Raw genomic sequence first — 20758 nt, 5'->3', positions numbered from 1 at the left:
CATCATCCAGGGCGTGTTCAACGGGGGACTGGCAATGAATCACAAGCATCAGAGTGGCATCACCTTGATTGGCTTCCTGGTCGTGCTCGCGGTGGTGGGGTTCGCCGCGTTCATCGCCATGAAGCTGTTCCCGATGTACCAGGAGTACTACTCGGTGCGGACCGCGATGCGCGGCCTGGCCGCCGAACCCGGCATCGCCGACATGGATCCGCAGCGCATCCAGGACAAGTTCTTCCGTCACCTGGCGATCGACTACACCGAGAACGTCAAGCCGGCCAACGTCAACTTCGAACGCACCGATGGGGGCTGGCTGATGAAGGTCAATTACGAAGTGCGCCGCTCGATGGTCGGCAACCTCGACGTGGTCGGCAAGTTCGACACCACCGAGGAACTGACCCGCCGCGGCGGTTCGGAATAAGGTTTGAGCGTACTCCGGCTCACGCATGAGTTCGTCAATCAGGGTTTGCTGGGGCAGGCCCTGACCCATCGCAGCGCCGGGGCGCCGCACAACGAACGGCTGGAATTCCTCGGCGACGGCATCGTCAACCTGTTGGTCGCCGAGGCGCTGTTCCAGCGCTGGCCCAAGGCCGATGAAGGCGCATTGACCCGCGCGCGCGCCGAACTGGTGCGCGAGGCCTCGCTGGCCACCATCGCCCGGCGCATGGAACTGGGTGCGCGGTTGACGATGGGGCCGGGAGAAATGAAGTCCGGCGGACATCGTCGCGACTCGATCCTCGCCGACGCGCTGGAAGCGCTGGTGGCCGCCATCTACCTGGACGCCGGTTTCGAGGCGTGCCGGGCGGTGGTGCTGCCGTGGTTCGAGGATTCGCTGGCCGCGCTGCCGGTCGGCAAACCCGAAAAGGATGCCAAGACCCGCCTGCAGGAATGGCTGCAGGCGCGCCAGCGGCCGTTGCCGCTGTACGAACTGGTGTCCGAGAGCGGCGACGACCACGCCAAGCAGTTCGTGGCCCGTTGCAGCATCCAGGAACCACCGCTGTCGGCCGAGGGCGAGGGCACCTCACGGCGCATCGCCGAGCAGGCCGCCGCCGCGGCGCTGCTGGATCAACTGGCAGAGACCAAACGGAACACCGTCGAATGAGCGACACCCCCCAAACGCATAGCGGCAGCGTTGCCGTGATTGGCCGCCCCAACGTGGGCAAGTCGACCCTGACCAATGCGCTGGTGGGCGCCAAGGTCAGCATCGTGTCCAGCCGGCCACAGACCACCCGCCATCGCCTGCTGGGCATCGCGACTTTCCCGGCCGGGCAGATCGTGCTGGTCGACACGCCCGGTTTGCACAAGCAGCAGGGCAAGTTCTCCGCCTCGGCGATGAGCCGGGTGATGAACCGTGCCGCGCGCGGCGCGCTGGAAGGCGTGGACGCGGGCCTGCTGGTGATCGAGGCCGGCCGTTGGGAAGACGAGGACACCCTGGCCTACAACGTGCTCAGCGACGCCGGCATCCCGGTGGTGCTGGTGATCAACAAGGTGGACCGACTGCGCGAGAAGAGCGCGCTGCTGCCGTTCCTGGCGCAGGTTTCCGAGGGGCGCAAGTTCGCCGCCGTGCATCCGATCTCCGCGCTCAAGCGCAATGGCCTGGAAGCACTGGTGAAGGACGTGCTGGCGCTGCTGCCGGAAGCGCCGCCGATGTTCGGCGAGGACGAAATCACCGATCGCAGCGAACGCTTCCTTGCCGGCGAGCTGATCCGCGAGCAACTGATGCGCCAGCTCGGCGCGGAACTGCCGTACGCCACGACCGTGGAAATCGAACGCTTCACCGAGGAAACCTCGCCCAAGCAGGGCGAACTGCTGCGCATCGGCGCGGTGGTGTGGGTCGAGCGCGAAAGCCAGAAGGCGATCGTGATCGGCAAGGGGGGCGCGCGACTGAAGGAAATCGGCAGCAAGGCGCGCATGCAGATGGAACACCTGTTCGGTCGCAAGGTCTTCCTGGAAACCTGGGTACGCGTGCGCGAAGGCTGGTCCGACGACGAAACCGCCCTCAAGGCGTTCGGTTATGAGTAAGCAGGGGCGACGCGAGCAGGCAAGTCCCGATTCGTGTCCCTCCGCTTTCGCGAATCCCCAATCCCCAATCCCGAATCCCGGCCGCTGAAATGCACCTCACCGGCGAACACGCGTTCGTCCTGCATGCGCGGCCCTGGCGCGAGACCAGCCTGCTGGTGGAAGTGCTGAGCGAGGACCGTGGCCGGCTGGGACTGGTGGCGCGCGGCGTGACCGGACCGAAGAAGCAGGCGCTGCGTGCCGCACTGCAACCGCTGCAGTACATCCGGCTCGATGCCGAACTGCGCGGCGAACTGGCCCGGCTGGTGGCCGCCGAGGCGCTGGACACCGCGCCGAGGCTGGGAGGCGACGCGATGCTGGCGGGCTTCTATCTCAATGAACTGGTGCTGCGGCTGGCGCCCCGCCACGATCCGCTGCCGGACCTGTTCCATGCCTATGCCGCCGCGCGCGAACGGGTTCGCGGCGGCCAGCCGCTGGCGTGGACATTGCGGCGGTTCGAACGGGATTTGCTGGACGCACTGGGATTCGGCTTCTCCCTGGAACATGACAGCGACGGACGCGCGATCGATCCGGCCGCGCGTTACCAGCTGGATCCGGAACAGGGACCGCGCCGGTTGCTCAGCGATCGCGGACACAGCGATCGCAGCGCCGCCGCGACCGGCCGCGCGCTGCTGGCGCTGGCGGCCAACCAGGCGCCTCCGGCCGAGGATCTGGCCGGCCTGCGGCTGGCCCTGCGCGGCGTCCTGGCGCACCACCTGGGGCCGCGCGGCCTCAAGTCCTGGGAACTGATCAGCGAACTGGGCAGGCTGAAGCCGCGCGCCTGAGGCGCGGAAAGCACTGCATCAGTCGCGGAGCGACTCGGCCGCGGCGCGGAAATCCATCAGCGCTTCCAGCGAACCGGGCGCGTGATGCAGTCGCTGCGCGGCCGTCGCCAGGCGGCTGGCCCCGACGAAGCCACAGCTGGCGCGCAGCTTGTGCAGGACGGCGCGCAGGGCTTCCTGGTTGCCATCGCGGAAGGACTGTTCGACAGCGCCGACGCTGGCGGGCAACTCGTCCAGGAACAGTCGACGCAAGGTCGCCACGTGTTCCCGGTTGCCATTGAGCGCCTTCAGCGCGGCCGACTCGTCCCAGTCGTGCGTGGTCGACGCCCCCGCCGGCAGATGCCGACGCACGGCCGCTTGCAGGTCCGCCGCGGACAGCGGTTTGACCAGCACCGTCGCGAAGCCGGCCGCGAGCAGGGATTCGCGCCGCTCGGAGGAAGGATCGGCGGTATGGGCCAGCGCCACCGTGCGCGCATGCAGCCGGCGCAGGCCATCGAGCAGTTGCGCGCCGCTGCCGTCGGGCAGGTTCGCGTCGATGAGCCAGAGATCGTGTTGATCTTCCCGCCGCAGGGCGTCGGCGACCGAATCGGCGCTGTCGACCTGGGCGGGCAGCGCCTGCAGCGCGGCCAGCATGAAGGCGTGGCTGATCGGGTCGTCCTCGACCAGCAGCAGGCGTGGCTTCATTCCTTCGTCCCCGGACATCGTTATGCTGCCCCCATGTGCGTTCGCATGTTAACGCTGCTGGTGCTGATCGGGTTGACACCGCTGTTCCCGGCGCAGGCCCGCGTCGCCAGCGTGCATATCGCGCGGGTGAGCACGCCGGTGGCGGTGCTGGAGGACGTGCACGTGCGCCTAGCCTGGCCGGCGGCCGCCGACACCGGCGAGCTGTCCCTGCGGGCACGTGGCCTGCGGGCGGACGATCTGGGCTATCGCTGGCACGACGTTCATTGGAGCTGTCCGTTGCGGCGCGAGGCCGGGGAACGGTGGCGGTGCGACGGAAGGGTGACCCAGGCCGGCGGTTCGCCGCTGCGGCTGGACGTGGCCATCGACCTGACCCATACCCATGCCCGGCTGGCCGGCGGTCCCGCGTCGCTGGCGATGGAGCGCAACGCGGCCGCGCCGGATCTCACCCGGATCAATCTGGTGCAGGTGCCCGTGAGCTGGGCGCAGGCGCTGGTCGCGCAGGGCTGGGCGGATGCGCGCCTGAAAGGCGGGCGCCTGGATGGCAGGCTGGACCTGCGGGTGCCCGAACGCGGTCCATTGCAGGTCTCAGGGCCGCTCCGGCTCGGCGGACTCTCGCTCGACACGCCGGACGGCAGCATTGCCGCCGAAGGCCTGTCGGCCGCCTTGCGGATCGACTACCGGCAGTTTCCGCAGCAGAGGCTGGTCACCCTGGACGGCGAGCTGCGTGGCGGCGAACTGCTCGCGGGCAACGCCTACATCGCCTTGCCGGATACGCCGGTGGGGGTGAACGTGGCCGCGCGGCGCTGGCCGGACGGGCGCTGGGAATTGCCGACGCTGGCCTGGGACGACGGCGCGGCCCTGCAGGTGACCGGCGGTCTGAGCCTGGATCCCGCCTTGAACCTGAGCGATGCCGCGCTGCGGATGCGCAGCGACGACCTGGCACCGTTGCAGGCGCGCTACCTGTCCGGCTGGCTGGGCCTGGCCGGCCTGTCGGATCTGCGCATGGGCGGGGCGTTGGCGGCGCGGGTGGATCTGCACGCCGGCGCGCTGCGCGAGGCGGAGATGGAACTGCGCGATGTCGATCTGATCGATGGTCGCGATCGTTTCCGCCTGCTGGGCGTGCAGGGCAATCCGGTGCTGTCCGGCGGCAACCGGCGCGACAGTGTCCTGCGCTGGGGCGGCGGCGCCCTGCACGGACTGCCGTTTGGCGCGGCCGAGTTCCCATTGCGCAGCGGCGACGGGGCACTCGCGTTGCGCGAAGCGGTCACCGTGCCGGCGCTGGGCGGCGGCCTGACCTTCGAAGCCCTGAACCTGCATCCGCCGCGGGCGGCGGGCGGGCTGTCGTTCGACTTCGGCCTGAGCGTGAAGGACCTGGACATCGGGCAGCTCGCCACGGCGATGCATTGGCCCGCGTTCCAGGGCAACCTCAGCGGACGCATTCCACGCGTGCGCTATGCCGAGGATCGCCTCGACTTCGACGGCGTCCTGACCGCGCACATGTTCGGCGGCAGCGTGGAAGTTTCCGGCCTGTCGATGGAACGTCCGTTCGGCACCGCGCCCACGCTGTCGGCGGACATCGCGCTGGATGATCTGGATCTGCAGGCGCTCACCGGCGTGTTCGGCTTCGGCGAGATCACCGGCGCGCTGGATGGCCACATTCGTGATCTGCGCCTGGTGGATTGGAGTCCGCAGGGGTTCGACGCCGACCTGCATACCGATCCGCAGTGGCGCGGGCGCCAGCGGATCAGCCAGCGCGCCGTGCAGGATCTGTCCAGCGTGGGCGGCGGCCAGGGTCTGGGCAGCAGCCTGCAGGCGCAGGCGCTCAAACTGTTCGACGACTTTGGCTATCGCCGCATCGGCATCCGTTGCCGCCTGTCCGAGGAGGTCTGCCGGATGGACGGGCTGGGTTCAGCCGGAGCCGGTTTTATCATTGTCGAAGGCCAGGGACTGCCGCGCCTGACCGTGGTGGGCTACAACCACCAGGTCGACTGGCCGACCCTGGTCAAGCGCCTGGGCGACGTGACCCGCGGCGAAAGCAAACCGGTATTCCAGTAGCCATCCAGGAGAGACACACATGCATCGTTGGTTGGGAACCTCTGTCGCCGCCGCGCTGCTGCTGACCGCATGCGTCACCATCAACGTCTATTTCCCGGCCGCCGAAGCCAAGGAGGCCGCGCGCGAGTTCGTCGAGAAGGTGATCGGCGACGACGCCAAGTCGCCCGCCACGCCGGAGGCCAAGCCCGATTCCAGCGTGCCGACCACCCCGGGCGGCAGCGCATCGCTGAGGCCGGTCTCGCGCCGCGGTTTCGATTGGCTGTCGCTGATCGGCATTGCCAGCGCGCACGCGCAGGAAAGCGCGGACATCAACATCAAGACCCCGGCCATCCAGGCCATCCAGGGTCGCATGGCCACCCGCTTCCGCAACCAGTTGCAGGCCGGTTTCGATGCCGGTGCGCTCGGACTGACCCGCGACGGCATGATCGAAGTGCGCGACGCCGGCAAGCTGGCGCTCAAGGACCGGGTGGCGATCACCCAGGCGGTGGCCGACGACAATCGCGACCGCAAGGCCGTATACCGCGAGATCGCGGTGGCCAACGGTCACCCGGAGTGGGAAGCGCAGATCCGCCAGACCTTCGCCCAGCAGTGGATCGCCAGCGCCCGGGGGGGCTGGTGGTACCAGGATGCGGGCGGGTGGAAGCAGAAGTAGGACGCCGGAGGCTGAGGACCAAATCCCGCTCGGTCTCCCTTTTGCGCTTCAACAGCCGAATGGCTGGTCAAGGGGAGGCAAAAGCCAGGTTTTCTTGAGCATCTCGAACGCATCGGAGCTGGGAGATTGCTTTCTAGCCCCCTTTGAAAAAGGGGCGGGCGGCCGCGCAGCGGGCGTCGGGGGATTTGCTTTTGGCGGGGAGTCGGGAGAGGCCCGCCCCCGCTCATGCGACAATGGCGCCCCGTAGTCCGCACGCAGCTTTCGCCACGTGGCCCGCAGCCGTTCCCCCCGCATCGACAAGACCCCTTTTGAAGCCCAGATCCTCGACCTGACCCACGACGGCCGGGGCGTCGCCCGCCGGCCCGCCGCGCCGGGCGAGAGCGGCAAGGCCGTGTTCGTGGCCGGCGCGTTGCCGGGCGAGCGGGTGATGGCCGAGCAGACCGCCAAGAACCGCCATTTCGACGAAGCGCGCACGCTGGACGTGCTGCAGGCCTCGCCGGATCGGGTCGCGCCGCGCTGCGCGCATTTCGGTACCTGCGGCGGCTGCGTGCTCCAGCACCTGGACGAGGACAAGCAGATCCACGCCAAGCAGCGGGTGCTAATGGAAAACCTGGAGCGCATCGGCCACGTCGCTCCCGGCAGCGTGCTGGCGCCGCTGGTGGATGCGAGCTGGGGCTATCGGCGCAAGGGCCGCTTCTCGGTGCGCCGGGTCGACAAGAAGGACAAGACCCTGGTTGGATTCCGCGAGCAGGATCCGCGCTTCGTCGCCGATCTGTCCGAGTGCCATACCGTCATCCCCGAGATCGGCGGACGCATCACCGCGCTGGCGGCGCTGGTCGATGGCCTGGACGCGCGCGCCGACATTCCGCAGATCGAATTCATCGCCGGCGACGCCAGCGTGGAGTTCGGCGGCATCGCCCTGGTGTTCCGGCATCTGAAGCCGCTGGGCGATACCGATCGCGCCGCGCTGGTCGCGTTCGGGCAGCAGCATTCGTTCGCCATCTTCCTGCAGCCGGGCGGCGTGGACAGCGTGCATCCGCTGTGGCCGGAAGCGCCGGCGCTGGCCTTCGTGCTGCCGCAGTGGAACGTCGAATTGGCGTTCCGTCCGCTGGACTTCATCCAGGTCAACGCCGGGCTGAACCAGAAGATGATCGCGCGGACCTTCGAGTTGCTGGATCCGCAACCGCGGGATCGGGTGCTGGATCTGTTCTGCGGCCTGGGCAACTTCACCCTGCCGATGGCCCGGCTGGTCGGCGAGGTGGTGGGCGTGGAAGGCGATGCCGGCCTGGTGGCGCGGGCGCGCGAGAACGCGCAGCGCAACGGACTGGCGAACGCGCAGTTCCATGCCGCCGACCTGACCCAGGATCAACGCGGCACCGGCTGGATGCGGCAGGGCTTCGACAAGCTGCTGCTGGACCCGCCGCGCTCGGGCGCCATCGAAGTGCTGCAACAGCTGCCGCTGAAACAATTCAACCGTATCGTCTACGTCAGCTGCCACCCCGGCTCGCTGGCACGCGACGCCGGCTTCCTGGTCAACGAACAAGGCTACGAACTGAAGGCGGCCGGGGTGATGGACATGTTCCCCCACACCGCCCACGTCGAATCGATTGCGTTGTTTGAGCGGAAGCGGTGATTCGGGATTGGGGATTGGGGATTCGCAAGAGCCCTTTCCCCAGTCTCCCGATGCCTGCATTTGCCAATCCCGAATCCCGAATCCCCAATCCCATGCCTGTAGAAATCGAACGCAAATTCCTGGTCACCGGTGACGGCTGGCGCGAGGCGGCGCACGAGGTGGTGCCGATGGCGCAGGGCTACATCAACGACATGGCGGCGATGGACGAGGGCCGGCAGAAGGCGTCGGTGCGCGTGCGCATCCAGGGCGACGAGGCTTATCTCAACCTCAAGTCGCGCGAGCTCGGCCATACCCGCCAGGAGTTCGACTATCCCATCCCGGTGGAAGAGGCGCGCGCGCTGCTGGACCTGTGCGTGGGCGGGCTGATCGACAAGCGCCGCCACCATGTCCGCCATGCCGGGCACCTGTGGGAGGTGGACGAGTTCCTGGGCGAGAACGCCGGCCTGGTGGTGGCCGAGATTGAACTGGCCAGCGCCGATGAAGCCTTCGTGAAACCGGACTGGATCGGCAGGCAGGTCACCGACAGCCTGCGCTATTACAATCTGGCCCTGGCGTCGCGCCCGTACTCGCAGTGGTCCGCGGCCGAACGCGACGCCAGCGACCTTCCCTGAGGATTCCACCATGCTCGTCATCGGCATCGCCGGCACCGAACTCAGCGCCCAGGAGCGCGACTGGCTGCAGCACGACGCCGTCGCCGGCGTCATCCTGTTCACCCGCAACTTCGCCTCGCGCGCGCAGGTCACCGAACTGTCCGCCGCCATCCGCGACGCGGCGCCGCGCCCGCAGCTGATCTGCGTGGACCAGGAAGGTGGCCGCGTGCAGCGCTTCCGCGAGGGCTACAGCGCGCTGCCGCCGCTGGAAGGCTTCGGCAAGCGCTACGCCGAGGACCCGCAGGGCGCCCTGCAACTGGCGCAGGAACACGCCTGGCTGATGGCCAGCGAGATCCGCGCCAGCGGCATCGACCTGAGCTTTGCTCCGGTGGTGGATCTGGCGCGCGGCAACCGTGCCATCGGTGATCGCGCGTTCGACGCGGATCCGACGGTGGTCGCCGCATTCACCCGCGCCTACGTGCAGGGCATGCACAGCGTCGGCATGCCGGCCACCCTCAAGCATTTCCCCGGCCACGGCACGGTGCTGGAAGACACGCACTTCGACGACGCGGCTGATCCGCGCACGCTGGAGGAACTGCGCGGGCAGGATCTGCTGCCGTTCGTGGCCGGCATCGAGGCCGGCGCGGACGCGGTGATGATGGCGCACGTGAAATACCCGGCGGTGGCGCCGGAGCCGGCCGGCTATTCGCCGCGCTGGATCCAGGACATCCTGCGCGCGGAAATGGGTTTCCGCGGCGTGGTGTTCTCCGACGACATCGGCATGGCCGCGGCGTTCTCCGCCGGCGGCGTGAAGGCGCGTATCGACCTGCACCTGGACGCGGGCTGCGACGTGGTGCTGGTGTGTTCGCCGAAGCTGGTGGAGGAATCGCTCAAGGCGGTGGAAGGGCGCGCCCTGAACACCGCGGCGCTGCTGGGCCTGATTGGCCGCGGCGCGCTGGGCTGGGACGGCCTGCTGGCCGATCAACGTTATGGGCAGGCGCAGGCGCGCGTGCTCGGCAATACAGGAGTGGTGTGATGAGCAAACTGGGAACGACGCGGCCGCCGCTGGCCGATGCACTGGCCAACGCGGATCTGCTGGTGGACCGCGCCACCCTCGACCAGGCGATCGCGCGCATGGCCGAACCGATCGCGCGCGACTACGCCGGCGAAGTGCCGGTGTACCTGACCATCATGCATGGCGCGCTGCCGTTCTCCGGCCAGTTGGCGCTGGAACTGGGCGCGCGCGGGCTGGACCTGGAATTCGACTACCTGCACGCCACCCGCTATCGCGGCGAGACCGCCGGCGGCGAACTGGTGTGGAAGCATCGTCCGGCCACCGCGCTGTACGGCCGCCGCGTGCTGCTGGTCGACGACATCCTCGACGAAGGCCATACCCTGTTGGCGGTGCGCCAGTGGTGCCTGGAGCAGGGCGCCACCGACGTGCGCATCGCCGCGCTCAGCGTCAAGCGCCACGACCGCTGCGTCGAAGGCGTGCAGGCCGACTACATGGGCGTGGAAGTCGCCGATCGCTACGTGTTCGGTTTCGGCATGGACTACTACGAGCAGGGTCGCAACCTGCCGGCCATCTATGCGCTGAAGGAAGAGGCATGAGCGGCATCGCGCTGGCCGTGATCGGCGGCACCGGCGTCTATCGCCTGGCCGCGCTGGCCGACGTCGAAACGCGCGAAGTGGATACCCGCTTCGGCAAACCGTCCGGGCCGATCCGCGTCGGTCACCTGCTGGGGCAGAAGGTGGCGTTCCTGGCCCGCCATGGCGAAGGCCATTCGGTGCCGCCGCACCAGGTGAACTACCGCGCCAATCTGGCCGCGCTGAAGGACATCGGCGCCACCCGTGTGCTGGCGCTCAATACGGTCGGCGGCATTACCGAACGGTTCGGGCCGCGCGTGCTGGCTTGCCCGGATCAGATCATCGATTACACCTGGGGGCGCATCTCCACGATCTGCGAGGAGCCCGGCAGCGAAGTGCTGCACGTGGATTTCGGCGAGCCCTACACGCCTTTGCTGCGGCACAAGATCGTCGCGGCCGCGCGCGTGACCGGCGTCAAACTTGTGGATGGCGGCTGTTATGGCGCCACCCAGGGCCCGCGCCTGGAAACCAAGGCGGAGATCGCGCGGATGCGTCGCGACGGCTGCGATCTGGTGGGCATGACCGGCATGCCGGAAGCCGGCTTGGCGCGCGAACTGGGGCTGGATTACGCCTGCCTGGCGATCGTCGCTAACTGGGCGGCCGGTTGCGGCACCGGCGAGGAGATCACGATGGCCGAGGTGCTGGCCAACGTCGAAGCGGCCTCGTCGGGACTGCCGGAACTGATTGGCGAACTCGCGCGCGGGTGATTGTCAACGCGGCAAAGCCTTTGCATACTCGGCGGGTGCGGTTGTCGCCGCACGTCAACCACCCGCACCTTACAAAGGAAACGCAAGCGCTATGCCGTACGGTACCGTGAAATGGTTCAACGATGCCAAGGGCTTCGGATTCATCGCGCCAGAAGATGGCAGCGCCGATGTCTTCGTGCATCACTCAGCGATCAACTCCAAGGGCTTCCGCAGCCTGAAAGAAGGCCAGCGGGTGACCTATGAAGTGACCCAGGGCCCGAAGGGCGCACAGGCCGGCAGCGTCACGCCGTCCGACTGATTGCAACGCTGCGAGATTTCTCGAACCCCGCTTCGGCGGGGTTTTTTATGAAGGAAGGGGAGACCCACACGGATGCGGAAACAACACATCGCCATCGTCGGATACGGCACCGCCGGCCAGGCCCTGGCCCTGCTGCTGTCGCGCGACGGACATGCGGTGGAGGTGTTCGAACGCGCACCGCAACTGGGGCCGGTGGGAGCGGGATTCCTGCTGCAGCCGACCGGCCTGCAGGTGCTGTGGGAGCTGGGATTGCTGGAGGCCGCGCTGGCGCACGGACGGCGCGTGCGCCGGTTGTACGGGGAGACGCCCTGCGGTCGCGCGGTGATGGACATGCGCTATGCGCGGCTGGACGTGGGGCTGTTCGGTCTGGGCATGCAACGCGGCGCGCTGTTCGCGCTGCTGGCCGACGCCTGGCCGGGACGGACCGAAGTGCGCCAGGGCGTGTCCATCGAGGAGGTCGAAGAGGACACGCGCTGGCTGCGCGATCACACCGGCGCCCGCCATGGCCCCTACGATCTGATCATCGCCGCCGATGGTTCGGCCTCGCGGCTGCGCCGGCACACCGGCGCGGTCAGGCTGGATGCGCCGTATCCCTGGGGGGCGCTGTGGTGCCTGGTGCCGCAGGGGGAATGGCCATGGCCGGACGAGCTGCGCCAGCGCTATGTCGCCGCGCGCAAGATGATCGGCATGCTGCCGGTAGGCACGCGGCCGGATGACGGCACGCCGAGGCTGAGTTTCTTCTGGAGCCTGCCGACCGCCACGTTCGAGCAGTGGCACGGCCAGGGCATCGACGGTTGGCGGCGCGAAGTGGCGGCAATCTGGCCCGGGATCGAACCGCAGCTGGCGGGATTGGTGGAGCCGGTGCAACTGGCGCGCGCAAGCTACCGCGATGCCGCGCTGACCCGCTGGTCGCGTGGCCGGCTGGTGATGGCCGGTGACGCGGCCCATTCCATGAGCCCGCAGCTCGGGCAGGGCGTGAACATGGCGCTGATGGATGCGTTGGCGCTGCGCGACGCGCTGCGCGCGGAAACCGAAGTCGAGGCCGCGCTGGCGCGCTACCAGCGCGAGCGCGAGGCGCACGTGCGCATCTACCAGTTCTGGAGCCGCTGGCTGACGCCGATCTTCCAGTCCGAGCACGACTGGATCGCGCATGCGCGCGATGTCGCGTTCCTGCCCCTGGGACGCCTGCCGTGGGGAAGCCGGCACATGCTGCGCGTGCTCAGCGGTACCCAGCACGGCGTGTTCGGCAAGCTTCCGCTGCAGCCGGCGTTCCTGCAGGCGCTCGCCGGCCTGGGCTGAACCGGCGGGCCCGACGCCCACATCCGGCGCGCTTTTGGGGGAGAATCCAGGCGCATGCCGTGATGGAGTCCACGCGATGAACGGATTGCCGCCCTTCGAAACCCATCGGGTCGAAAACCAGCCACCCGCGTTCGAGCCGCGCGATCTGTGGGCCGATGACATCGCCCTGCGCGAGGCGGTCGACCGCGAAGGCGGTGCGGCGTTCGCGGCGCGGCTGGCCGTGTATGGCGCGCTGGCGGGCGACGAGCTGTACCGCATCGGTTTCGACGCCAACCGCGATCGCCCGCGCCTGCGCACGCATGATCGCTTCGGTCATCGCATCGACGCGGTGGAATTCCATCCGGCCTATCACCGGCTGATGGAGGCGGCCAAGACGCATGGCGTGGCCGGCCTGTCCTGGCATGACCCGCAACCGGGCGCGCACGTGGCGAGGGCGGCGCTGAGCTATCTGCACCACCAGGCCGACGCCGGCACCAGTTGTCCGTTGACCATGACCCACGCGGCGGTGCCGGTACTGCGGCGCGAACCGGCGCTGGCGGCCTGGGCGGAAGCGGCCGCCGCGCCGCTGTACGACCCGCGCGATCTGCCGCTGGCCGACAAGGCGGGCATCACCCTGGGCATGGGCATGACCGAGAAGCAGGGCGGCTCGGACGTGCGCGCCAACACCACCACCGCGACGCCGGACGGCGAGGGCTACCGGCTGGTCGGGCACAAGTGGTTCTTCTCCGCGCCGATGTGCGATGGCTTTCTGGTGCTGGCGCAGGCGCCGGGCGGGCTGACCTGTCTGCTGATGCCGCGTCGTCTGCCCGATGGCGAACGCAACGGCTTCGCGCTGATGCGCCTGAAGGACAAACTGGGCGACTGGTCCAACGCCTCCAGTGAAGTGGAATTCCGCAACGCATTGGCTTGGCGGGTGGGCGAGGAAGGACGCGGCGTGGCGACCATCATCGAGATGGTGATGCTCACCCGGCTCGACTGCATGCTCGGCTCGGCGGCGGAAATGCGCATGGCGCTGGCGCAGGCGCTGCACCATGCGCGTCACCGTCGCACGTTCGGCAAGGCGCTTGTCGACCATCCGCTGATGGCGAACGTACTGGCGGATCTGGCGATCGAATCCGAGGCGGCCACGGCCTTCGCGCTGCGGGTGGCGCGCGCCGTCGACCGCGCGCCGCGCGATGTGGGCGAGGCGGCTTTCGCCCGCATCGCCACCGCCATCGGCAAATACTGGATCTGCAAGCGCACGCCCGCCTTCGTCAACGAGGCGCAGGAGTGCCTGGGGGGCGCGGGTTACGTGGAGGAATCCATCTTGCCGCGGTTGTACCGGCAGGCGCCGCTCAATTCCATCTGGGAAGGCAGCGGCAACATCCAGTGCCTGGACGTCCTGCGCGCGCTGGCGCGCGAGCCGGACACCCGCGCGGCGCTGGCGGCCGAACTGGAATCCGTGGCGGGCAGGGAGCCGGCTTTCGACAGCTTCGTCGCGACGCTGATGACGGATCTGGCGCACGCCAGCGAAGCCGGCGCGCGCAACCTGACCGAACGGCTCGCACTGGCCCTGCAGGCGACCGTGTCGCTGCGCGCCGGCAGTCCCGCCGCCAGCGCCTTCATCGCCGGCCGGCTGGTGGACCAGGGGCACGGATGGGCCTTCGGAAGCCAGCCCGGGATCGCCGCCGCCGACACGCTGCTGGCCCGCGCGCTGCCCGCGTAGCCATTCCGCCAGCGGCACGCCGTGAGCGCCGTTCCGGCGCGAGTTTTCGACTGGTGCCTGGGGATGCCGGTGGACATCGCGCGTACCGGAGCAACCGGCAAGGCGCGAAAAAACGACCGGACGGAAATGCCACGTGCCAGGGTTGGGACCTGGGCTAGCATCGCCTTCATGGAAAGATCGATCAGAACGGACCGGTGGCCGGTCAGCCTCCGCGGCTGCGCGGGATGCCTGCTATGGGCCGTGTTCGCCTTGACCGGCAGTGCGCGAGCCGGCGAGCCGCCGGACCTGCTGCCCGTCGCGCAGCGGGCCGATGCCATCCAGGTCTACAAGGCGCAAAGGCGCATGGAACTGCTGCGGGCCGGCCGGGTCATCGCCACCTACCGGATCGCGCTGGGCGACGCGCCGGTCGGACACAAGCGCCAGCAGGGCGACGAGAAGACGCCGGAAGGCGATTACCGCATCACCTACCGCAACCCGCGCAGCCGTTTCCACCTGTCGCTGCGCGTTTCCTATCCCAACGAGGCGGATCGCCGGCAGGCACGCGCGCGTGGCGTGGATCCGGGCGGCGACATCATGATCCATGGCGCGACGCCGCCGGGTTACCGCGGCGACTGGACCGATGGCTGCATCGCGGTGACCAATGCGGAAATGGACGAGATATGGCGGCGGGTGCCGGTCGGCACGCCGATCCGAATAGTCCCCTGAGCCGCCCTGAGCGGCGGGGTCAGCGGCCGGCGGCGAGGGCGCGCGAGCCGGTGATGATCATGCGCACCATCTGCGAGACCTGATCGATCAGTTCCGGGTCCTTCTCCGGCGGCAGATCCATCGCGGTGGCGCCCATCGCGAACACCAGGCGGGTGATGGCCTTGGAGACGAGCGCCGGCTCGTGCAGCGGTGCGTTGTCGCGGATCGCCAGCCGGATCAGGTCGATGCGCAGTTCTTCCTCGAAGAATTCCAGTTCACGGTCCACCGCCTGCTTGAAGGCGTCGGAACCGACCGTGCCCTCGCGCAGCAGCACGTGCAGCAGCTTGTCGTCGGCGCGCAACTGTTCGATGAAGGCTTCCACCGAACTGCGCACCACGCTGCGATCACTGCTGGCCGCGCGCTGGCGGGCCTCGCCGATGATCTTGCGCAGCGAACTGCCGGCCACGTCGATCAGCGCCACAGCCAGTTCGTCCATGTCGCGGAACTGCCGGTAGAAGCTGTTCGGGGCGATGCCGGCCTCGCGCGCGACCTCGCGCAGGCTGAGGGTGGAGACGCTGCGGTGCGGTCCGAGCAGCTTCAGCGCCGCCGCCAGCAGGTCCTCCCGGGAGATCGTCGCCTTGCGGCCGGGGCCGTGGTCGTCGTGCGGGAGGAGGGAGGTGGACATGGATGGAAGCGTACGGGGCTGAATGGAAAGGGACTGGCCGGCATCATAGCGGCAAGAATTAATATACGGTTGTATACACGACTGTATTGACACCGGTATAGTGCCCCTATGAACGCCCGTGTCCTTCCCGCCGCCCGCCGCCCATCGGGTGCGCTGCGGCGGCTGATCAGCCCGCTGGTCGCGCCCGATGTCTTCGATTTCTGGGCCGGCAGGCTCAACCGCAACTGGACCTGGGACCGCCCGCGCGCGCGCCTGGTGGCCCGCGAGGACGCAGCGAAGGGCGCGGTGACACTCTGGCTCAGACCCAACCGGCACTGGGCCGGATTCCGGCCGGGACAGCACGTCAACCTGGGCGTGGACATCGGCGGCGTCCGCCATACCCGCAGCTACAGCCTGACCGAACCGCCGCGCGCGGACGGCCTGCTGGCGATCACCGTCAAGGCGATCGAGGCGGGGCGGGTCAGCCAGTACCTGTACGGCCAGGCCCGGGCGGGCGAAGTGTTCGAACTGGGTCCGGCGTTCGGCGAGCTGTGCCTGCCGGCGCGCCCGGAGGGCGGCTGGCTGTTTCTCGCGGCCGGCAGCGGCATCACCCCGCTGATGGCGCTGACCCGGCAACTGGCGGCCCAAGGCATGCCGGTGGATCTGGATCTCGCTTACTGGGCGCGCACCCGCGAGGAGCTGTGCTTCCTGGATGAGCTGCGTGCATTGGCGATCCGCCATCCGCGCTTCCGCGTGCATCTCGGCCTGACCGGCGAGGCCGCGCGGGAGGCCGACGAGCAGGCCGGCCGCATTGATGGCGATTGGCTGGACGCGCGGATTCCCGCGCTGGCCGGACGGCGGGCGATGGCCTGCGGTCCCGGCGGTTTCGTCGAGACCGCGCGGCGGTTGCTGGAAGGCCGCGTCGCCGGCTTCCAGGCCGAGGCGTTCAGCCCGCCGCCGAATGCCATCGAAGACAGCGGCGAAGTCGAAGTCCATCTGACCCGCAGTGGCCGCCGCCTGCAGGTGGCGCGTGGCCAATCGCTGCTGGTGGCACTGGAGGAGGCCGGGCTGAAACCCGAATCCGGCTGCCGCATGGGCATCTGCAACACCTGCGCCTGCGGCAAGGCCACCGGCGCCACCCGTCATCTGCCCAGCGGCGCGCTGGCGCAGGAACCCACCCAGGCGCTGAAGCTGTGCATCAACAGCGCCGTGACCGATCTGGAACTGGATCTCTGATGAGCGCTGCACGCAACCGGGCCCTGACCCCCACCGAACTGGATCGCTTCGGCGAAGAACTGGACGCGCTGCGCGCACGCACGGTGGCCACGGTGGGCGAGCGCGACGCACGCTACATCCGCCGCATCATCGCCGCGGTCCGCTATACCGAAGTGGCCGCGCGCACGCTGCTGTTCGCTTCCGCCCTGCTGGGCGGCCTGCTGGCGGCGGGACAGGCCTGGGCGTGGGTGTTCTGGCCCACCTGGATCCTCGGCGCGCTGCTGCTGGGCGGGGCCAAGATCCTGGAGAACATGGAACTGGGCCACAACGTCATCCACGGCCAGTACGACTGGATGGGCGACCCGCAGATCAACGGCCGGACCTACGAGTGGGACATCGTCGCCACCAGCGAGAACTGGCGGCATACACACAACTTCCGCCATCACACCTACACCAACATCCGTGGCCTGGACGACGACATCGGTTACGGCCTGCTGCGGATCTTCCCCGAGCAGAAGTGGAAGCCGTTCTACCTGGCGCAGCCGCTCGTCGCGATCGTCTTCGCGCTGTATTTCCAGTGGGGCGTGGCCATCCAGGATCTCAAGCTGGGCCGCTGGTGGCACGGCAAGATGACCGGCGCGCAGCTGCGACGCAAGGCGCGTCCGGTGCTGCGCAAGATGTCGCGCCAGTTGATCAAGGACTACCTGGTGTTCCCGGCCCTGGCGGGCCCGTTCTTCCTGCCGGTGCTGCTGGGCAACCTGGTTGCCAACGGCATGCGCAACGTATGGACCTACGTGATCATCTTCTGCGGACATTTCACCGCCGATGCCGAGACCTTCCCGAAGGAATGCATCAAGAACGAATCGCGTGGCCACTGGTACCTGCGCCAGCTGCGCGGATCCTCCAACATTGGCGGCGGCCGGTGGATGAACGTGATGTCGGGCAACCTGAGCCACCAGATCGAACACCATTTCTACCCCGATATCCCGGCCAACCGCTACGCGGAAATGGCGGTGGAAGTGCGCGAAATCTGCGCGCGTTATGGGCAGCACTACAACACCGGCTCGCTGCCACGCCAGTTCGGCCAGGTGGCCTGGCGGATCCTGCGGCATGCGTTCCCGAGCCGCGCCCGCATCAAGGTGCCGCTGGTGTTGCCGGAGCCGGAGCCCGCGCCGGAAGCGGCGTGAACCGTCACCGGTTCAGTCGAACAAAAGCGTTGCAACGGGGCCGCCGAGCCCTTTCCGGATACCGTCAGTCGCGACGCCAGGGCTGGCCGCGGTACCACGCCTCGTGCGCCAGGCCGAGCATGGCGTGATCCTCGTGGGTGTCGCCGTAGGCGTGGATGCGCTCGTAGCGTGACAGGTCGTAGCGTTCGCGGATGCGGCGCGCCTTTTCCTCGCCCACGCACTGCGCGCCGCGATAGCGCCCGGTCATCCGGCCGTCGCGGCTTTCCAACTGCGAACAGAGCAGTTCCAGTCCCTGTGCCTGGCACCAGTGCGACAGGTAGACCTCCAGGCCGCCGGACACCACCACCACGGTGTCGCCGCGATCGCGGTGCCAGTGCAGGCGTTCCATTGCGTCCGCGCGCAGCACGCCGGGCAATACCTGATCGGCAAACGCCTTGCCGGCGTCGCGCAGGCGGCCTTCGGCGACCCGGCGGAAACCGAAATTCACGATGGTCGCGCGCACCCGGTGGCCCGACACCCAGCCGGCGCGATAACCGAGCACCATCGGTGCCAGCACCACCTGGCCCACGGCCAGGCGCACCGGCGGAACCGCGGCGCGCATGAAGTCCGGCATCATTTCGCGGACCGTGAGGGTGCCGTCGAAATCGAACAGGGCCAGGTTCATCGCCGCCTGTGCCCGGGAGTGGACATGTCCGACGCCGTTCGACTGCCGCGCGTGATCAACGGCACGCGTAGACGGGCTTTTCCGGGGTGGAGTTGGAGCGGCAGGCCGGACACCAGGACTGCACGATTTCCTGGCCATCGGCCATCGTGCGCATGCCGAAGTGGCCGACCGGATGGAAGACATGCCGACCCGCCTGGCTGGAACAGCGCGGGCAACTCTTGAGGTGCTGTCCGCCCCGTTCCATGTACTGGGAATCGTTGAGGGGATGTTCGCAGCTGCAGTCGGTCATGGCAGGTCCTTCGCGATGGAATCCGGTGGAGTGCGGATGTTAACCGGCGCGCGCGGCCGATGGCATCCTCAGTCGAGGAACTGCAGGCGCGCCAGTTCCGCGTACAGGCCATCCTGTGCCAGCAGTTCCTCGTGCGTGCCCTGCGCGACGATGCGGCCGCGATCCATCACCACGATGCGATCGGCCTTGAGCACGGTAGCCAGGCGATGGGCGATGACCAGGGTGGTGCGGCCCTGCATGAGTCGTTCCAGCGCATGCTGCACGGCGCGTTCGCTCTGCGCGTCGAGCGCGCTGGTGGCCTCGTCCAGCAGCAGGATCGGCGCGTCCTTCAGCAATGCGCGCGCAATCGCAATGCGCTGCTGCTGGCCGCCGGACAGACGCGCGCCGCGTTCGCCCAATTGGCTGTCGAAGCCGTCGGGAAGCTCGCGCAGGAAATCGTCGGCCTCGGCCGCCTCGGCGGCGGCGCGTACCTGCTCGTCGCTGGCGTCGAGTCGACCGTAGCGGATGTTGTCGGCCGCGCTGGCGGCGAAGATGGTTGGCTGCTGGGGAACCAGCGCGATCCGTTCGCGCAGGCCGGTGGGATCCAGCTCGCGCACATCGACGCCGTCCACGCGGATCGCGCCGGACTGCACGTCATGGAAGCGCAGCAGCATGGAGAACACGGTGCTCTTGCCGGCGCCCGACGGACCGACCAGCGCGACCGTCTCGCCGGGCTTCACCGTCAGGTCGAAGCCATCGAGCGCGGGCAGGTCCGGGCGCGACGGGTAGTGGAACACCACCTGCTCGAAACGGATCTCGCCATGCAGCGGCTCGGGCAGCGCACGCGGCCGCGCGGGCGCGGCGATGCGCGGCGTTTCCTCGAACAGTTCGGCGATGCGGCCCATGCCGCCGGCCGCGCGCTGCAGCTCGTTCCAGACTTCCGCCAGCGCGCCGACCGAACCACCGCCGATCAGGGCGTAGAGGACGAACTGGGCCAGCGTGCCGGCGGTCATCGCGCCCTCGGCCACGTCGTGCGCGCCCATCCACAAGACCAGCACGATGGTGCCGAAGATCAAGGTAATGGCCGCCGCGGTCACCCAGGCCTGGGCGCGGATGCGCCGGCGCGAAGTGTCCACCGCCACCGACAGCGCGGCGTCGAAGCGGCCGCGTTCGTAGCTTTCACGCGCGTGCGACTGCACCGTGCGCACCGCGCCCAGGGTTTCGCTGGCCAGCGTGTTGGCATCGGCCACCCGGTCCTGGCTGGCGCGCGAGGCTTTGCCCAGCCGGCGCGAGCCCAGCACGATCGGCAGCACCGCCAGCGGGATGCCCAGCAGCGCGAATCCGGCCAGGCGCGGACTGGTGACGAACAGCATCACCAGGCTGCCGATCACGGTCACGCTGCTGCGCAGGGCCACTGACATGCTGCTGGCGACCACGCTGCGCAGCAGTTCGCTGTCGGCGGACAGGCGCGAGAGCAGTTCGCCGCTGCGGGTGCGATCGTGGAATTCCGCATCCAGGCCGATCAGGTGCGCGTACAGGCGCTGGCGCAGATCCGCCACCACCTTCTCGCCCAGCAGCGAGACGAAATAGAAGCGCGCCGCGCTGGCCAGTGCCAGCACCACCACCACCACGAACATCGCGCCGAAGGCCTGGTTGATGCCGGCACCGCCGGCGCCGAAGCCCTGGTCGATCATCTGCTTGAAGGCGGTCGGCAGGCTCAGGGTGGCCGCCGAGGCGACCGCGAGGGCGACCAGCCAGGCGGTGAACAGGCCGGCGTGCTGGCGGATGAAGGGCCACAACGCGCGCAGGCTGCCCAGCTTGGCCTTGGGGCGGGCCGCGCGGGCATCGTCGGTGCCGGCGTCGGCCGGCGCTTGGGCAGCACTCATGAAGGTTCCATAGGAAACGCTGTGGAAGCGGTCCGGTGCCGGACCGCTTCCACAATTCTTCCGGATTGGATTCGCCCGTGACC

The 20758-nt window shown here is 68.7% G+C and carries 22 protein-coding genes; 17 read left to right on the top strand and 5 right to left on the bottom strand.

The window, feature by feature from the left end:
- The first annotated feature begins 34 nt into the window (after positions 1 to 34).
- The 4 genes from FHW78_RS03005 to recO all read left to right on the top strand — a co-directional run bounded on the left by FHW78_RS03005 (position 35) and on the right by recO (position 2840).
- The gene (locus tag FHW78_RS03005) at positions 35 to 418 is read left to right on the top strand and encodes a DUF4845 domain-containing protein (protein ID WP_141456376.1); all 384 of its coding nucleotides are present in this window, start codon (positions 35 to 37) and stop codon (positions 416 to 418) included.
- A gap of 3 nt (positions 419 to 421) precedes the next feature.
- Positions 422 to 1099: a ribonuclease III gene (rnc, locus tag FHW78_RS03000; protein WP_141456377.1), complete on the top strand. Its 678-nt coding sequence runs from the start codon at positions 422 to 424 to the stop codon at positions 1097 to 1099.
- Positions 1096 to 2019 (top strand): GTPase Era, encoded by a 924-nt coding sequence (gene era / locus FHW78_RS02995; protein ID WP_141456378.1) that lies wholly within the window; start codon positions 1096 to 1098, stop codon positions 2017 to 2019. Before rnc ends, era begins: the two co-directional genes overlap by 4 nt.
- A gap of 89 nt (positions 2020 to 2108) precedes the next feature.
- Positions 2109 to 2840: a DNA repair protein RecO gene (recO, locus tag FHW78_RS02990; RefSeq protein WP_183637510.1), complete on the top strand. Its 732-nt coding sequence runs from the start codon at positions 2109 to 2111 to the stop codon at positions 2838 to 2840.
- A gap of 18 nt (positions 2841 to 2858) precedes the next feature.
- Here the strand turns inward: recO and FHW78_RS02985 are convergent, their stop codons facing one another.
- The gene (locus tag FHW78_RS02985; RefSeq protein WP_235996977.1) at positions 2859 to 3521 is read right to left on the bottom strand and encodes a response regulator; all 663 of its coding nucleotides are present in this window, start codon (positions 3519 to 3521) and stop codon (positions 2859 to 2861) included.
- Positions 3522 to 3566: 45 nt separating this feature from the next.
- Here FHW78_RS02985 and FHW78_RS02980 point away from each other — a divergent pair, with 45 nt between their 5' ends.
- From FHW78_RS02980 to FHW78_RS02930, 11 genes are all read left to right on the top strand, one after another.
- Positions 3567 to 5576, top strand: coding sequence for a hypothetical protein (locus tag FHW78_RS02980; RefSeq protein ID WP_183637504.1), 2010 nt, complete (start codon positions 3567 to 3569; stop codon positions 5574 to 5576).
- A 19-nt stretch (positions 5577 to 5595) separates the two neighbouring features.
- Entirely contained in the window at positions 5596 to 6228 is a 633-nt protein-coding gene (locus FHW78_RS02975) for a YdbL family protein (protein ID WP_183637501.1), read from the top strand.
- A 268-nt stretch (positions 6229 to 6496) separates the two neighbouring features.
- A complete protein-coding gene (gene rlmD, locus FHW78_RS02970; RefSeq protein WP_183637497.1) occupies positions 6497 to 7861 on the top strand; it encodes a 23S rRNA (uracil(1939)-C(5))-methyltransferase RlmD in 1365 nt (454 codons plus the stop codon).
- Positions 7862 to 7953: 92 nt separating this feature from the next.
- Positions 7954 to 8472, top strand: coding sequence for a CYTH domain-containing protein (locus FHW78_RS02965; protein ID WP_183637494.1), 519 nt, complete (start codon positions 7954 to 7956; stop codon positions 8470 to 8472).
- Positions 8473 to 8482: 10 nt separating this feature from the next.
- Positions 8483 to 9487, top strand: a complete 1005-nt coding sequence (gene nagZ, locus FHW78_RS02960) for a beta-N-acetylhexosaminidase (RefSeq protein ID WP_183637491.1) — start codon at positions 8483 to 8485, stop codon at positions 9485 to 9487.
- Positions 9487 to 10062, top strand: coding sequence for a hypoxanthine-guanine phosphoribosyltransferase (locus FHW78_RS02955; RefSeq protein ID WP_183637487.1), 576 nt, complete (start codon positions 9487 to 9489; stop codon positions 10060 to 10062). The genes nagZ and FHW78_RS02955 overlap by 1 nt, the downstream gene beginning before the upstream one ends.
- Entirely contained in the window at positions 10059 to 10805 is a 747-nt protein-coding gene (locus FHW78_RS02950; RefSeq protein ID WP_183637484.1) for an S-methyl-5'-thioinosine phosphorylase, read from the top strand. The genes FHW78_RS02955 and FHW78_RS02950 overlap by 4 nt, the downstream gene beginning before the upstream one ends.
- A gap of 91 nt (positions 10806 to 10896) precedes the next feature.
- On the top strand, positions 10897 to 11103 hold the full coding sequence (locus tag FHW78_RS02945) for a cold-shock protein (RefSeq protein WP_141456387.1): 207 nt from the start codon (positions 10897 to 10899) through the stop codon (positions 11101 to 11103).
- 72 nt (positions 11104 to 11175) lie between these two features.
- Positions 11176 to 12402, top strand: a complete 1227-nt coding sequence (locus FHW78_RS02940; protein WP_183637481.1) for an NAD(P)/FAD-dependent oxidoreductase — start codon at positions 11176 to 11178, stop codon at positions 12400 to 12402.
- Positions 12403 to 12478: 76 nt separating this feature from the next.
- Complete coding sequence (locus FHW78_RS02935; RefSeq protein WP_183637478.1) at positions 12479 to 14107, top strand: acyl-CoA dehydrogenase family protein; 1629 nt, start codon at positions 12479 to 12481, stop codon at positions 14105 to 14107.
- Between the two features lie 240 nt (positions 14108 to 14347).
- On the top strand, positions 14348 to 14812 hold the full coding sequence (locus tag FHW78_RS02930; RefSeq protein ID WP_218533824.1) for a L,D-transpeptidase family protein: 465 nt from the start codon (positions 14348 to 14350) through the stop codon (positions 14810 to 14812).
- Positions 14813 to 14831: 19 nt separating this feature from the next.
- Here the strand turns inward: FHW78_RS02930 and fabR are convergent, their stop codons facing one another.
- Entirely contained in the window at positions 14832 to 15476 is a 645-nt protein-coding gene (gene fabR / locus FHW78_RS02925) for an HTH-type transcriptional repressor FabR (RefSeq protein WP_183637473.1), read from the bottom strand.
- A gap of 108 nt (positions 15477 to 15584) precedes the next feature.
- Between fabR and FHW78_RS02920 the strand changes: the two genes are divergently transcribed.
- Positions 15585 to 16691, top strand: coding sequence for a ferredoxin reductase (locus FHW78_RS02920; protein ID WP_183637470.1), 1107 nt, complete (start codon positions 15585 to 15587; stop codon positions 16689 to 16691).
- Positions 16691 to 17857 (top strand): acyl-CoA desaturase, encoded by a 1167-nt coding sequence (locus tag FHW78_RS02915; RefSeq protein ID WP_183637467.1) that lies wholly within the window; start codon positions 16691 to 16693, stop codon positions 17855 to 17857. Before FHW78_RS02920 ends, FHW78_RS02915 begins: the two co-directional genes overlap by 1 nt.
- Positions 17858 to 17921: 64 nt before the next feature.
- Here the strand turns inward: FHW78_RS02915 and FHW78_RS02910 are convergent, their stop codons facing one another.
- The 3 genes from FHW78_RS02910 to FHW78_RS02900 all read right to left on the bottom strand — a co-directional run bounded on the left by FHW78_RS02910 (position 17922) and on the right by FHW78_RS02900 (position 20675).
- Positions 17922 to 18521, bottom strand: coding sequence for an HAD family hydrolase (locus FHW78_RS02910; RefSeq protein WP_183637464.1), 600 nt, complete (start codon positions 18519 to 18521; stop codon positions 17922 to 17924).
- 55 nt (positions 18522 to 18576) lie between these two features.
- Positions 18577 to 18810, bottom strand: coding sequence for a hypothetical protein (locus tag FHW78_RS02905; protein WP_183637461.1), 234 nt, complete (start codon positions 18808 to 18810; stop codon positions 18577 to 18579).
- Between the two features lie 68 nt (positions 18811 to 18878).
- Positions 18879 to 20675, bottom strand: a complete 1797-nt coding sequence (locus FHW78_RS02900; RefSeq protein WP_183637458.1) for an ABC transporter transmembrane domain-containing protein — start codon at positions 20673 to 20675, stop codon at positions 18879 to 18881.
- Between the last annotated feature and the right edge of the window lie 83 nt (positions 20676 to 20758).

The organism is Pseudoxanthomonas sp. OG2 (assembly GCF_014192765.1).
Taxonomy (GTDB): Bacteria; Pseudomonadota; Gammaproteobacteria; order Xanthomonadales; family Xanthomonadaceae; genus Pseudoxanthomonas_A; species Pseudoxanthomonas_A beigongshangi.
This window is presented reverse-complemented; position numbering and strand designations above follow the sequence as displayed.